This window comes from Pseudomonas sp. B21-047, from assembly GCF_024748775.1.
In the GTDB taxonomy this organism is placed as follows: Bacteria; Pseudomonadota; Gammaproteobacteria; order Pseudomonadales; family Pseudomonadaceae; genus Aquipseudomonas; species Aquipseudomonas capeferrum.
Genome location: NZ_CP087169.1, coordinates 1,128,975 through 1,142,356, shown reverse-complemented (window position 1 = coordinate 1,142,356; position 13,382 = coordinate 1,128,975). Strand labels below are relative to the sequence as shown.

The 13,382-nt window shown below is 64.5% G+C and carries 10 protein-coding genes; 5 read left to right on the top strand and 5 right to left on the bottom strand.

The genetic code is table 11. The features are described from left to right. Positions 1 to 14: 14 nt before the first annotated feature. Entirely contained in the window at positions 15 to 440 is a 426-nt protein-coding gene (locus tag LOY26_RS05215) for a pilus assembly protein PilZ (RefSeq protein WP_095064066.1), read from the bottom strand. Beyond that, positions 437 to 2,077 (bottom strand): lipoprotein UxpA, encoded by a 1,641-nt coding sequence (locus LOY26_RS05210; protein WP_258714466.1) that lies wholly within the window; start codon positions 2,075 to 2,077, stop codon positions 437 to 439. The genes LOY26_RS05215 and LOY26_RS05210 overlap by 4 nt, the downstream gene beginning before the upstream one ends. A gap of 224 nt (positions 2,078 to 2,301) precedes the next feature. Between LOY26_RS05210 and LOY26_RS05205 the strand changes: the two genes are divergently transcribed. Beyond that, positions 2,302 to 4,377 carry a PhoX family phosphatase gene (locus LOY26_RS05205; protein WP_033700991.1) on the top strand — a complete coding sequence of 692 codons (2,076 nt, stop codon included), beginning with the start codon at positions 2,302 to 2,304 and terminating at the stop codon, positions 4,375 to 4,377. Between the two features lie 78 nt (positions 4,378 to 4,455). On the opposite strand, the gene gspK is transcribed toward LOY26_RS05205, so the two are convergent. Further along, entirely contained in the window at positions 4,456 to 5,421 is a 966-nt protein-coding gene (gene gspK, locus LOY26_RS05200; protein ID WP_186654269.1) for a type II secretion system minor pseudopilin GspK, read from the bottom strand. A gap of 146 nt (positions 5,422 to 5,567) precedes the next feature. Between gspK and tatA the strand changes: the two genes are divergently transcribed. From tatA to LOY26_RS05180, 4 genes are all read left to right on the top strand, one after another. Further along, positions 5,568 to 5,801, top strand: coding sequence for a twin-arginine translocase TatA/TatE family subunit (gene tatA, locus LOY26_RS05195; RefSeq protein WP_033700993.1), 234 nt, complete (start codon positions 5,568 to 5,570; stop codon positions 5,799 to 5,801). Continuing rightward, positions 5,801 to 6,091, top strand: coding sequence for a Sec-independent protein translocase protein TatB (gene tatB / locus LOY26_RS05190; protein ID WP_186654266.1), 291 nt, complete (start codon positions 5,801 to 5,803; stop codon positions 6,089 to 6,091). Before tatA ends, tatB begins: the two co-directional genes overlap by 1 nt. Continuing rightward, complete coding sequence (gene tatC, locus LOY26_RS05185; protein ID WP_186654264.1) at positions 6,088 to 6,831, top strand: twin-arginine translocase subunit TatC; 744 nt, start codon at positions 6,088 to 6,090, stop codon at positions 6,829 to 6,831. The genes tatB and tatC overlap by 4 nt, the downstream gene beginning before the upstream one ends. Before the next feature lie 99 nt (positions 6,832 to 6,930). Continuing rightward, positions 6,931 to 8,988 (top strand): HET-C-related protein, encoded by a 2,058-nt coding sequence (locus LOY26_RS05180; RefSeq protein ID WP_186662945.1) that lies wholly within the window; start codon positions 6,931 to 6,933, stop codon positions 8,986 to 8,988. 71 nt (positions 8,989 to 9,059) lie between these two features. On the opposite strand, the gene LOY26_RS05175 is transcribed toward LOY26_RS05180, so the two are convergent. Next, positions 9,060 to 9,371, bottom strand: a complete 312-nt coding sequence (locus LOY26_RS05175) for an NGG1p interacting factor 3 protein, NIF3 (RefSeq protein WP_033700996.1) — start codon at positions 9,369 to 9,371, stop codon at positions 9,060 to 9,062. Positions 9,372 to 9,374: 3 nt separating this feature from the next. After that, positions 9,375 to 13,274 carry a phosphoribosylformylglycinamidine synthase gene (purL, locus tag LOY26_RS05170; protein ID WP_033700999.1) on the bottom strand — a complete coding sequence of 1,300 codons (3,900 nt, stop codon included), beginning with the start codon at positions 13,272 to 13,274 and terminating at the stop codon, positions 9,375 to 9,377. Positions 13,275 to 13,382 lie beyond the last annotated feature (108 nt).

The following is a 13,382-nucleotide window of genomic DNA, read 5'->3' as shown; positions in this document are numbered from 1 at the left end:
TTAACAGGCATCGTTCATCCTTGCCGCTTGAGGCCGGTCACGGCGGGGCGTGGCGGCCAGGGCAGGCGTTCACGCCGCCCCTGGTTATTGAAAATCAGGCCATCGCTGTCGATGTCCTGCAGCACGATCCCCGGTGCCAGGCGCTGGCCGCGGGCCAGGGTGCGCACTTGCTGTTCATAACGCAGCACCACCACGCTGGCCGACAACGGCTGGGCCTTGAGGCCACCGAGGTAGTGCAGGGGCAAACGGGTGATGACGATCGCGCCGTCGTCGACGGGTGCCTGCCAGTGGCCGACCATCAACCCCGGCAGTTGCGTCTCGGTGGCCGGCGAGCGGCTGGCCGGCTGTGGCTGGCGGCCCAGTTGCAACACGCACTGTGCAGCGAGCCAGCCGGCCAGGGTCAGGCAGCCACCGGTGATCAGCCGCGAAGCGAAGCTCACGAAGCCATCTGCCGGGGGTGCCAGCCTGGGTGGCCCTGCACATAGCGCACTTCGGGCCATTGCAGCGCTGTCAGTTGCCAGTCAGGCGCCTGCCGTGCCAGCCAGGCCTCTACCCGCTGCCAGAGCGGCTCGCCGGCCTGCGACGCGAACTGCAGGCCAAACGTGCGGCACAACCCCTCGCTCGGCTGCAAGCCGCTGATGCGTTTGCCCTGGGGGCTGTAGCTGACTTGCCAGGCCTGGCCCTGCCAGCGCGGCAGGTCCTGGCTGTTGTCCAGCAGCAACGGGTCGCCAAACAGCTGTTCCGCGGCATTTTCCAGCACTTGTTCGACCTGCCGGGCCGGAGCCTCGACCACCGGGGCCGGGTAACCGCCGGTCAGGCTGATCAGGTGCTCACGGGTAATCGCTGTACCCGCCGCCAACGGGCAGTCGTAACGCAGGCCCGGCAGCAACACCGGCAGGCTGCCGTCATCGGCCAAAGCCTGATGCAGCAGGCGGTCCCAGCTGCCGCCACGGGTGTCACGCCGCCACAGCGCCTGGGGCGCGCGGGCCAGCGGTTGATCGAGCCACGCCGCGTGGCCGGCGCGCTGTTGGTTCAACTGCGCCTGCAATTGCCCGGCACGCACCTGCGCTGCCGGTGAAAGCGTCTGTTCGAACGTCGGGAAGAAGCGCCCCTCGAACTGCCATTGCCCCGCCACCTGCTGGCAGCGCAAGCGAAACGCACCGCTGCCCCGGCAGCCGGCGAACAGCACCGGCACGCGGCGGCCGCTGGCCTGGGTGGCCTGCACCGGTGTTGGCCACAGGTCCTGGCCACGTGCGCACAGTAACAGGTCGATGGCCGACAGCCGTTCAGCCAGCCACAGCCCCGGCCCGGTACCGACATCGGCCAGGGCCACCACCAGGTCGGCCTCGCGCCGGGCCTGTTGGAAAACCGGCAGCAAGGCCTGATACCACTGTTTGAGGGAGGCTTTCTGGTCTTGCGCGTAAGGGTCGGTGACACCGACCACGGCAATGCGCGCGCCGCCCCGTTCGAACAGCTGCAGGGGTTCGAGCCCAAGGGCCTGGCGTTGTTCGTCAGCGAGCCCGGCGCCAAGCGTAGTGGCGGACGCCTGGCGGTAGAGTGCTGCGCTGCGCTGTGGCCAGAGCACGCGCTCGTCACTGCTGACCCGCGCTTCGCTGCCCAGCAGTTGGCTGCCTTGCACGCCACTTTCACCCTGGGTCAGGTAGGCCAGGCCGCTGCCATTCCAACCTTGGCCGTTCTCCAGGGTCAGGCTGTTGCCTGCACCGGCCTCGCCACGCAGTTGCTCCAGCAATGCGCCGAGTACGGCATAGCCACCCAGGTTGGCCTCGTCGGCCCGGCCGGCATCGAGCAGTGGCGCCAGTTGCGGAAAGGCGATGCTGGCGCTGGCACCGGTCATCCACGGCGCACGCCCGAGGTGGCTGACCGGCCCCAGGCGCGTCGCCGGGACCACAGCCCGGCCGGGTTGGCGGGCATCGAGGGTGTCGGCGACATAGAGCAAGTCCAGGCGGGCATTGCCACCGCGCGGCCCCGGCAAGGCGGAACAGGCGCCGAGCAACGGTGCCAAGGCACCGACACCCATCCAGCTGATCACTTCGCGCCTGTTAACACTGCTTGCCATCGAACCCGCCATCCTTATCCACGTTCACGTTGGGCCCGGATGTTGCGGCGTTCGCATGACAGTTTGATGGCAGAAATCCGACAGCAATTCCAAATTGATCTGTCGGACACATATCTAAGAACCGACAGTTTTAAGCACTCGTTAACATTTCTGCCAAGGAATCATCACACTTGCGCTCTAAAGTCGCGGTTTCCTTCAACTCAGCCAAACATAAGGACACCCTGATGAGTCGAGATACCGGCGACAACCTGGACCGGAACCACAGCGGCAATATGCCGATGGCCAACGTCATGGACGCCTACCTCAGCCGCCGCAGCATCATGCGTGGCAGCCTGGGCGCCGCCATCGCCATGATCGCCGGTACCGGCCTGACAGGCTGCTTCGACGGTGGTGGTTCCGATCACGATGATCCTGTCACCGAGCCACCGGTGACGGAGCCACCTGTTACCGAACCGGAAGTCCCGAAATTGGCACTGGGCTTCCAGTCCATCCCAGGTTCGCGCACCGATGCCTGTGTCGTCGCCGCAGGCTACAGCGCCTACGTGCTGGCGCCCTGGGGCACGCCGCTGAACAGCAATGCCAGCCCGTGGAAGTCCGATGGCAGCAACACCTCGGCCGACCAGGCCAATGCCATGGGCATGCACCACGACGGCATGCACTTCTTCCCGATCAATGGCAGCTCCGAAGACGGCCTGCTGGCGATCAACTTCGAGTACATCGATGCTGCCGCCTTGCACCCGGCTGGCCCGACCCTCGATGCCAACGGCAAGCGCCCGGCCGAAGAGATCCGCAAAGAGATCAACGCCCACGGCGCTGGCGTGGTGCGCCTGCAGAAGGTCAGCGGGCGCTGGCAGGTGGTCGACAACGACCCGCTGAACCGCCGCTTCACCACCGCCTCGCGCATGGAAATCACTGGCCCGCTGCGCGGCACCGACCACGTCAAGACCAAGTACTCCAGCGCCGGCACCCACTGCCGCGGCACCAACAACAACTGCGGCAACGGCTACACCCCATGGGGCACCTACCTGACCTGTGAAGAGAACTGGCCGGGCATCTTCGTCAACAAGGGCACCCGCCCCGAAGACCAGCGCCGCATCGGCGTGGGCACCTCCAGCGGCCAGTACAAATGGGAAAGCGCTGCCGGTGACAGCACCGAAGTGGCCGACGAATTCACCCGTTTCGACGTCACCGTCAAAGGCGCCAGCGCCACCGACGACTACCGCAACGAAGCCAGCACTTACGGCTACATCGTCGAAATCGACCCGTACAACAGCGCCACCCTGGCGACTAAGCGGACGGCGCTGGGGCGCTTCCGTCACGAAGGCTGCTGCCCGGGCCTGCCGGTGGCCGGCAAGCCGCTGGTGTGGTACATGGGCGACGACTCGAACAACGAGTACCTGTACAAGTTCGTCTCCACCGCCGTGTGGGACGCCGCCGACGCAAGCCCAGCCGACCGCCTGGCCACCGGGGCCAAGTACATGGACCAGGGCAAGCTCTACGTGGCCCGCTTCAATGCCGACGGCACAGGCGTGTGGCTGCTGCTCGACGTGGCCACTGCCACCACCGGCGGCAGCACCCTTGGCGCGCTGTACGGTGACCTGCCGGGTATCATCCTCAACACTCGCGGTGCGGGCGATGCCGTGGGCGCGACCCCGATGGACCGCCCGGAATGGACCACAGTCAACCCGCTCAATGGCGATGTCTACCTGACCCTGACCAACAACAGCGCGCGCACCCCGGAAAAAGTCGATGCCGCCAACCCGCGTGGCCCGAACCGTCACGGCCACATCATCCGCTGGCACGACAGCGACGATCAGCTGAGCTTCACCTGGGACATTTTCGTGTTTGGCGCCAACGCTGCCGGCACCGCCGACATCAACCGCTCCGGGCTGACCGAGCTGAACCAGTTCGCCAGCCCCGATGGCATGAGTTTCGATAGCCGTGGCGTGTTGTGGTTCGAGACCGACAACGGTGAGAGCACCCTGACCGATTACACCAACGACCAGTTGCTGGCGGTGATCCCGACGGACCTGGTGGATGCCACGGGCAAACAGGTGCCAGTCAACGCGCAGAACCAGGTGGACCTGCGGCGTTTCTTCGTTGGGCCGAACGGCTGCGAGGTGACGGGGATTGCCTTCAGCCCGGACAACAAATCGATGTTCGTGAACATCCAGCATCCGGAGAACTGGCCGTATACCGACAAGGCTACCGATGCTACCCCGGCGGGGGCTACGGTAAGGCCGCGGGCTTCGACCGTGGTGATTCAGCGTGATGATGGCGGGGAGATCGGCACCGCCTGACCAGGCGCCGGGCCGTCAGCCTCGCGCTGGCTGTACCGGCCTCTTCGCGGGGCAAGCCCGCGAAGAGGCCGGCGAGGTTTACCAGAGTATCGGCTCACGACTCTTCACCCGCACCTGCTGCGCCGGCACCCGCGCATGCCACTGCACCACCCCCAGCGCCTCGACCTGAAACGCGCTGCGCATCACCCGCCCCTCTTCCTCGAACGACAGCTGCAACACAAAGTGCCCACTGTTGAGCAGCAACCCTTCGCTCAACCGTTCGAACGTCTCATCATCCACCGCCCCCAACGCCTGGCGCAGCGCCGCCGCATCCACATAGCCTGATGCCGGCCGGCCACTGACGATGCGGCTGAGCAGCGAACGCGGATACCGCCCCTCATACAGGGCATCGAGCAACGGCAGATGCTCCAACCCCAGGGCATTGGCGTTCAAGCGCCAGCCCGTGGTCTGCGGCAGGGCGCACAGCATCGGGTAGCGGCGCTGGCGCGTGGCGTCCGGCTCCAGCAGCAGGTTCAGCTCGCTGGTGTCGAGCATCGCTTGATTGGCCGCCAGGCGCGGGGGTTGCTGGCGCAGGTACTGGGCACTCTCGGCCCCCTGCAAACGCGCATCGCTGTCACTGTCGAGCCAGTCGGCCAGGCCGTCGACCAGGCGCTCGGCCGCCATGTCATCGCCCAGCAGGCGGCGCAACTGGCGCTCGGCACGTTCACCGTCGGCACCGAGCAAAGCGTTTACGTTGAAGCAGGCATGCTGGTCGCGTACCTGCAATTGCGCCTGGCCTGCGCCAAAGTCGTAGTCCAGCGGCTGCCCACGCAACGCCTGCCAGAACAACGGGCTAAGCCGCCAGGCCGGGTCGCGCAGCGCCTGCTCGGCATAGGCCAGGCCGGCCTGTTCCATCGCCCGCACCTGCACCCGCTGGTGTAACAGGCGCACTTCATCGACCTGGCGCCGGCCATCCTCCACCAGCCAGGCCATACCTGCCGCGAGCATCGCCAACACCACCATTACCATCAGCAGGGCCGCGCCCTGCTGTCGTCTGCCGCCCATCCGCGTGCGCCTCTCATGGCCCGTAAAAGCGCCAGTCAACACGCCAGTTGTTGCAGGTAGATGGCAATCGCCCTTCCGTCATGTTCGCGTCATCTACGCGAGGCAGGATTACCCTTCCTTTTCATGGCCTTACAGGAGTGGTCGCAATGGGTGGCATTGGCATCTGGCAACTGGTGATCGTACTGATGATCGTATTCCTGCTGTTTGGTACCAAGCGCCTCAAGGGCTTGGGCAGCGATGTTGGCGAAGCCATACAAGGGTTTCGCAAGTCCATGGGCGGTGACAACGAAGCCAACCCATCCGGCCCGGCTCAGGTGCAGCAGCAGGCACCGCTGGCCGGCCAGGCTACGGCGCAGTCGCAAACGGACCGTCAGGCCTGATGTTCGAGGTAGGCTTCAGCGAGTTGTTGCTGGTTGGCATCGTCGCACTGCTGGTGCTCGGGCCCGAGCGGCTGCCGGTTGCGGCACGTACGCTCGGGCGCGGCCTGGGCCAGGCACGCAGGGCCATGCAGGGCCTGCGCGCACAGATGGAACGGGAGATCGAGTTGCCCAACTTCGACAGCGAGCCCCTGCAGCGCCTTGAGCAGGACATTCGCCAGGGCATCAGCCTTGCCGCACAACCGGCCAATGACCCGGCAACCGTCCCAGTGCCCAGGGAGAATGCCTCATGAGCCTCGCCATGGACCCTGCGGCAGCTATGCCGCTGACCGAGCACCTGCGCGAGCTGCGCAAGCGCCTGGTGCGCTGCCTGGCAGTGGTCGCGTTGGTATTCGCAGGGCTGTTCCCCTTCGCCCAGCCCCTCTACACACTGATCTCCGAACCGCTGCGCCGCTTCCTGCCGGAAGGCGCCAGCATGATCGCGACCAGTGTCACCTCACCCTTTCTGACCCCTTTCAAGCTGACCGCAATGTGCGCGCTGTTCGTCGCCATGCCGCTGTTGCTGCACCAGGCGTGGGGGTTTCTGGCGCCGGGCCTGTACCGCCGCGAACGGCGCATTGCCCTGCCGCTGCTGGTGTCGAGCATTTTGCTGTTCTATGCCGGCATGGCGTTTGCGTTCTTTCTGGTGTTCCCGATGATGTTCGGCTTTTTCGCCAGCGTGACGCCCGATGGCGTGGCGATGATGACCGACATCAGCCAGTACCTGGACTTCATCATGGCGCTGTTCCTGGCGTTCGGGCTGGCCTTCGAGATCCCGGTGGCGACGTTCATTGTGGTGTGGGTGGGGCTAGCGGATGTCGCAACGCTCAGGCGCAGCAGGCCCTACGTGATCGTCGGCTGTTTTGTGGTGGGGATGATTCTGACGCCGCCGGACGTGTTTTCGCAGACGATGCTGGCGGTGCCGATGTGGGTGCTGTTCGAGGTGGGGTTGTTGGCGTGCGGGGCATTGCACAAGCCCGCTGCCCACCCCTGAGCGAGGCGCTGATGCCCCGCGGCCCCGGAGTCACTTCCCGCTGCTCGCCTGAATAACAGCGATGCACCATGGCCATTTCCGACAGCAACGAGAATGGCCATGAGCACAAACGACACCCACTTCACGCCGAGCTTCCAGAGCACTTACGCGCTGGAGCAATTGAAAAGATTTGCCCGCGCTTCGAATGAGTTGCTGTTCTACCAGGTACTGTTACCGGTATTCGACGCGAACATCCCCGTTGCACGCCTGGAAGCATTGAGGGCTGCGCTGGCCGACGACACCGTGACCAACCCAGCGTTTAACATGGTCGACCAGGGCGAGTCGGTGGCGGTCTACGACTACCAGCGCCGGGTGATCGATGTGGACACGGGGGCGATCGAAAAAGCCCTCGCGCAACCGGAAACAACACCCACCCTGCTGATCGCGCTGATCGAAGCATTCGCCTTGCACATCGATAATCTGCTGCGCAATGACCTGGCCGATAGCACTCAAGCTGACACCGCTGCCGTGCTGCTGGAGGCGCCCGAAGGGTTGGCGACTCACTACGCCGCCATGCTGACGTACTTCGACCAGATCCCCGGCGACGGCGTGAGTTTTGCCCATTACACCAGCGCCGCCTACGACGGCCCGATCCAGTTGACCTTGCCGGCCCTTGAAGCAGCACCCGACGAACCGGAAAGGGGCACCCGACACAAGCGCTTCGCTGCCGAAATAGAAGACCATGGCGACGCAACGCATGCGCACGAGACCATCGAAAAGGTGGCCCTGACCCGCGTGGGCTTTACTGCTGAGCAGTGCCAGGCAATCTACTTTGGCAACTGGCTGCGTGATCATTCACAACTGATCGACCCCAAGATCGTCCGCGCGCCGGGTGCAGAAGCGAAATTCCCGGCCATGTTCACCCGACAGACACTGACCAAGCTGGTGGATTTTCTCGCGTTGAAAAAATTCCACGCCTTGCAGAACACCCCGCAAGGCCGCGAGGCCTATACCGTCACGCCTGCCTTGCTTGGGGTGTACCGGCCCTCGGAGCACATCGACAACCCCATTAACCTCGACGAAGCGCCGATCGACCCTCGCACCATTGACCCCGAGTTCGAAGCACTGGTGCGGCGCGATAATCCGCTCAATGTGCCGCACCCCAAGTATTCGGTAATGATGTATTTCAAGACTTCACTGCGCTATATGAGCAAAAAGCTCGACGCTGCAAAAGCCGAAGGGAAGACAGCCACCGGCATGCGCAACCTCGGCGAAGCACTGCATGTGCTCGAAGACTTGTTCGCCCACTCCAACTACGTCGAACTGTGCTTGCGCAAGATTGGCCATGCCGATGTTGCCGCGTGGTCCACCGACCTTATCGGGGCAAAACACCCGTGCCCGGTGGTAACCGGCCGGTTCAGCGGCTTGGACGTCATCGGCAGTGTGGCCGAGCCGTTGGCCAGGATCCTCTTCCCGACCAATTCCCTTGCCTTCAGGCCGATCGAGGCGGGGGAGCGCAGCGACAATGAACAAGCGTTGTCGATCTTGCTTGAGGGTAGCGATTATCCCGAGATGAAAGAGGCCTATGAATTGACCCTGCGCCAACGTGACATCGCCGCGCGCAACCCGCTGTTGCGCCTAGTACAAGGTGTCCGGTGGGCCCGGGACCTGCCACTGAATTCGGTCAACTTTGCAAAGAATTGGCTCATGCAGAAGCTGGCGACATGGGCAGGCGACAGCATCGGCCCCCTGCAGACCGCCTTCAACAGCGACCCGAATACCGACAGTGAGGCCATCGTTTCGCACTCGCAGCTGGCCAAGGACCACGCTACCCACCCCCTTCACGAGCTGGCAGCGTTGCTGGCGCAAGATGCCGTCGAGCGGGTAGCAAGAGCGATGAAAGAGGCATGGGAGGGTAATGCCCAGCGCCAACCCGCCTATCTGGCCAGCAGCTACTTCAGCCACCCGGGTGACAATACCTGGTACGAGAAAATGGCCAGAGACTGGGCCGCCGCCAACCCCGAAAAAATCGAAGAAGCCTGTAACCCTACCCGCCTGATACAGCGTCGCCAGCAAGAAATGCAAGCGTCACTCGAACGCTTGAAAAAGCTCGGTAACGACGACAACTATTCCCTGCAGCATTACTACGAAACGCTCAGGATTGCGTTCCCCATCTAACGCAATCCCAATGAAAAGGCCCGGCAGTTGCCTGCCGGGCCTTTTCATTGCACATCCTGCCACGTGACTGCTCAGAAGGCAGCCAATGGCCAGACTTCGTAGGCAGGCGTCTGATAAGGGTGACTTTGCTTGAGCGCGGCGACGACCTGGGTAATCAGGTCATCGGCCACCACCAGCTCCACCTTCCACTCCTCCACCACCTCGACCTGCCCGGCTTGCCCGAGAAATGGCTGGCTGCCATCCAACGGGCGAAACTGGCCTTGGCCCAGGGTTTGCCAGGCACAGTGGTCATAGTCGCCGATGCGTCCGCCGCCAGCGGCAAACACAGCGGCCTTGACCACCTCGACGTGGCTGGCCGGGACGAAGAAGGCGAGCTTGTACACGCCTTAGTTCACCCACACCCGCGCGTTGCGGAACATACGCATCAGCGCGGCATCTTCCTGCCACTCATCCGGGCGCCAGGAGTTCTGCACGGCGCGGAACATACGCTCCGGGTGCGGCATCATGATGGTCACACGGCCGTCGCGGCTGGTCAGGCCGGTGATACCACGCGGCGAACCGTTCGGGTTGGCCGGGTAGGTTTCGGTGACCTTGCCGTGGTTGTCGACGTAGCGCAGGGCCACGCAACCGGACACGTCGGCTTCCAGCAATGCTGCTTCGTTGGCGAACTCGGCGTGGCCTTCGCCGTGGGCGATGGCGATCGGCATGCGCGAACCGGCCATGCCCTGCAGGAAGATCGAGTTGGACTTCTGCACCTCGACCATGGCCACACGGGCTTCGAACTGCTCCGAGCGGTTACGCACGAAGTGCGGCCAGAACTCGGTGCCAGGGATCAGCTCGTGCAGGTTGGACATCATCTGGCAACCGTTGCACACGCCCAGGGCGAAGCTGTCGGTACGCTCGAAGAAGGCCTGGAAGGCATCGCGGGCACGGGCGTTGAACAGCGCCGACTTGGCCCAGCCTTCACCGGCACCCAGCACGTCGCCGTACGAGAAACCACCGCAGGCAACCAGGCCCTTGAAGGCTTCGAAGTCGACACGGCCAGCCAGGATGTCGCTCATGTGCACGTCGATGGCGGCGAAGCCGGCGCGGTCGAAGGCGGCAGCCATCTCGACCTGGCCGTTGACGCCCTGCTCACGCAGGATCGCCACTTGCGGGCGCACGCCTTTCTTGATGTACGGCGCTGCGATGTCATCGTTGACGTCAAAGCCCAGCTTGACCGACAGGCCCGGGTTGTCTTCTTCGAGCAGCGCGTCGAATTCCTGGTCGGCGCATTCGGCGTTGTCACGCAGGCGCTGAACCTGGTAGCTGGTCTCGGCCCACTGGCGTTGCAGCAGGCGACGGTCACCCTTGAACAGCGCCTCGCCGTTCAGACGCACGACGACTTCGCTGTTGTTGATCGGCTGGCCGATCACCGCAACGCAGTCTTCACCCAGGCCAGCGGCGCTGAACTGAGCCAGTACGTCTGGCGTGGCATCCTGGCGAACCTGGATTACCGCACCCAGCTCTTCGTTGAAGAGGATGGCGGCGGCTTTTTCCGGCTTGCTGGTCAGCGTGTCCAGCTCCAGGTCGAGGCCGCAATGGCCGGCGAAGGCCATTTCCAGCACGGTGGTCATCAGGCCACCGTCGGAACGGTCGTGGTAAGCCAACAGGTGGCCGTCGGCGTTGAGGCCCTGGATCACGGCGAAGAAGGCCTTGAGGTCTTCGGCATCGTCGACGTCCGGTGCGGCACTGGCCAACTTGCCGTGGGTCTGCGCCAGGATCGAGGCGCCCATGCGGTTCTGGCCGCGGCCCAGGTCGATCAGGACCAGGTCGGTTTCGCCCTTGTCCATGCGCAGTTGCGGGGTCAGGGTTTTACGGATGTCGGTGACCGGGGCGAAGCCAGTGATGATCAGCGACATCGGCGAGGTCACGCTCTTCTCGACACCGTCTTCGCTCCACTTGGTCTTCATCGACATCGAGTCTTTACCGACCGGGATGGTGATACCCAGCTCAGGGCAAAGCTCCATGCCTACGGCCTTGACCGTGTCGTACAGACGGGCATCTTCACCGGGGTGGCCGGCGGCGGACATCCAGTTGGCCGACAGTTTGATGTCGGACAGTTTTTCGATCTGCGAGGCCGCCAGGTTGGTCAGGGTTTCGCCGATGGCCATGCGGCCGGACGCCGGGGCGTCGAGCAGGGCCAGCGGGGTGCGCTCACCCATGGCCATGGCTTCACCGGTGTAGACGTCGAAGCTGGTCGCGGTAACGGCGCAGTCGGCCACCGGCACCTGCCATGGGCCGACCATCTGGTCACGGGCCACCAGGCCAGTGATGGTGCGGTCGCCGATGGTGATCAGGAAGCTCTTGCTGGCCACCGCAGGGTGGTGCAGCACGCGCTCGACGGAATCGGCCAGCGACAGTGTGCTTGGGTCGAACTCATCGCCAAGCTCGGCTTCGCGGGTGACCGAACGGTGCATGCGCGGCGGTTTGCCCAGCAACACGTCCAGCGGCATGTCTACCGGGGTGTTGGCGAAGTGGCTGTCGGTCACGGTCAGGTGCGGCTCTTCAGTCGCCTCGCCGACCACGGCGAACGGGCAACGCTCGCGCTCACAGATGGCCTGGAAGCGGTCGAAGTCGACGGCGCTGACGGCCAGCACGTAACGCTCCTGCGATTCGTTGCTCCAGATTTCGTGCGGGGCCATGCCCGGCTCGTCGTTGGGCACGTTGCGCAGTTCGAAGCGGCCACCACGGCCACCGTCGTTGACCAGCTCAGGGAAGGCGTTGGAAATACCCCCCGCGCCGACGTCGTGGATGAAGGCGATCGGGTTCTTGTCACCCAGCTGCCAGCAGCGGTCGATGACCTCTTGGCAACGGCGCTCCATTTCCGGGTTTTCGCGCTGTACCGAGGCGAAGTCCAGGTCGGCGGAGCTGGCGCCGGTGGCGACCGACGAAGCTGCACCGCCACCCAGACCGATCAGCATGGCCGGGCCGCCGAGCACGATCAGCTTGGCGCCGACGGTGATCTCGGCCTTCTGCACGTGCTCTTCACGGATGTTGCCCATGCCGCCGGCAAGCATGATCGGCTTGTGGTAGCCGCGCACTTCTTCGCCGTGGGGGGTGTTGATCGCCTGCTCGAAGGTACGGAAGTAACCGGTCAGGGCCGGGCGACCGAATTCGTTGTTGAACGCAGCGCCACCCAGTGGGCCTTCGACCATGATGTCGAGGGCGTCGACGATGCGCTCAGGCTTGCCGTACGCCTGCTCCCATGGCTGCTCGAAGCCCGGGATGCGCAGGTTGGACACGGTGAAGCCGGTCAGGCCAGCCTTGGGCTTGGCGCCACGGCCGGTGGCGCCTTCGTCGCGGATTTCGCCGCCGGAGCCGGTGGAGGCACCGGAGAACGGCGCGATGGCGGTCGGGTGGTTGTGCGTCTCGACCTTCATCAGGATGTGCACCGGCTCCTGCACCGCGCCGTACTGGCGGGTTTCAGGGTTCGGGAAGAAACGGCCGGCAACGTTGCCGACGATCACCGAGGCGTTGTCCTTGTACGCAGACAGCACGCCTTCGCTGTGCATCTGGTAGGTGTTCTTGATCATGCCAAACAGGCTTTTTTCCTGCGCCTGGCCGTCGATGTCCCAACTGGCGTTGAAGATCTTGTGGCGGCAGTGCTCGGAGTTGGCCTGGGCGAACATCATCAGTTCGATGTCGTTCGGGTTGCGCTTGAGCCCCTGGAAGGCGTTGACCAGGTAGTCGATCTCGTCTTCGGCCAGGGCCAGGCCCAAGTCGACGTTGGCCTTGGCCAGCGCATCGCGGCCACCGGCGAGGATATCGACCGAGGTCATCGGCTTGGGCTGGGCGTGGCTGAACAGGTCGGAAGCCTGCTCCAGCTGGGCCAGCACGCGCTGGGTCATGCGGTCGTGCAGCTCGGCGGCGACGGCCTGTGCGTCGGCCTCGCTCAGGTTACCGGCTACGTAGTAGGCGATGCCGCGCTCGAGGCGCTGGATCGACTGCAGGCCGCAGTTGTGGGCGATGTCGCTGGCCTTGCTGGCCCAGGGCGAAATGGTGCCCAGGCGCGGCACGACCAGGAACAGGCGGCCGGTCGGCTCCTGTACCGGCACGCTCGGGCCGTACTTGAGCAGACGGCCCAGCACCTGCTGCTGGTCGGCGGTCAGCTCGCCATCGACATCGGCGAAGTGGGCGAATTCGGCATACAAACCAGTAACAGCGGGGACTTTCTGGCTCAGTTGCTCGAGTAATTTACCGTGGCGAAAGGCAGAAAGGGCAGGAGCGCCGCGCAGGATCAACATCGTCGGGACAGCCTCAGGAAGGGGTGTGCTTAGAGGCCGTGCATTCTAGCCTAATTCCGCGGCTTTCGGCACCCGCCAGAGGGCAATGCTGCCGGGCGGCGGAACCGG

What these genes read in the sequence shown, in the direction of transcription:
- LOY26_RS05205 (WP_033700991.1), top strand. Translation starts at nt 2,302, where the DNA reads ATGAGTCGAGATACCGGCGACAACCTGGACCGGAACCACAGCGGCAAT.
- gspK (WP_186654269.1), bottom strand. Translation starts at nt 5,421, where the DNA reads ATGGGCGGCAGACGACAGCAGGGCGCGGCCCTGCTGATGGTAATGGTG.
- purL (WP_033700999.1), bottom strand. Translation starts at nt 13,274, where the DNA reads ATGTTGATCCTGCGCGGCGCTCCTGCCCTTTCTGCCTTTCGCCACGGT.
- tatC (WP_186654264.1), top strand. Translation starts at nt 6,088, where the DNA reads ATGAGCCTCGCCATGGACCCTGCGGCAGCTATGCCGCTGACCGAGCAC.
- LOY26_RS05180 (WP_186662945.1), top strand. Translation starts at nt 6,931, where the DNA reads ATGAGCACAAACGACACCCACTTCACGCCGAGCTTCCAGAGCACTTAC.
- tatA (WP_033700993.1), top strand. Translation starts at nt 5,568, where the DNA reads ATGGGTGGCATTGGCATCTGGCAACTGGTGATCGTACTGATGATCGTA.
- LOY26_RS05210 (WP_258714466.1), bottom strand. Translation starts at nt 2,077, where the DNA reads ATGGCAAGCAGTGTTAACAGGCGCGAAGTGATCAGCTGGATGGGTGTC.
- tatB (WP_186654266.1), top strand. Translation starts at nt 5,801, where the DNA reads ATGTTCGAGGTAGGCTTCAGCGAGTTGTTGCTGGTTGGCATCGTCGCA.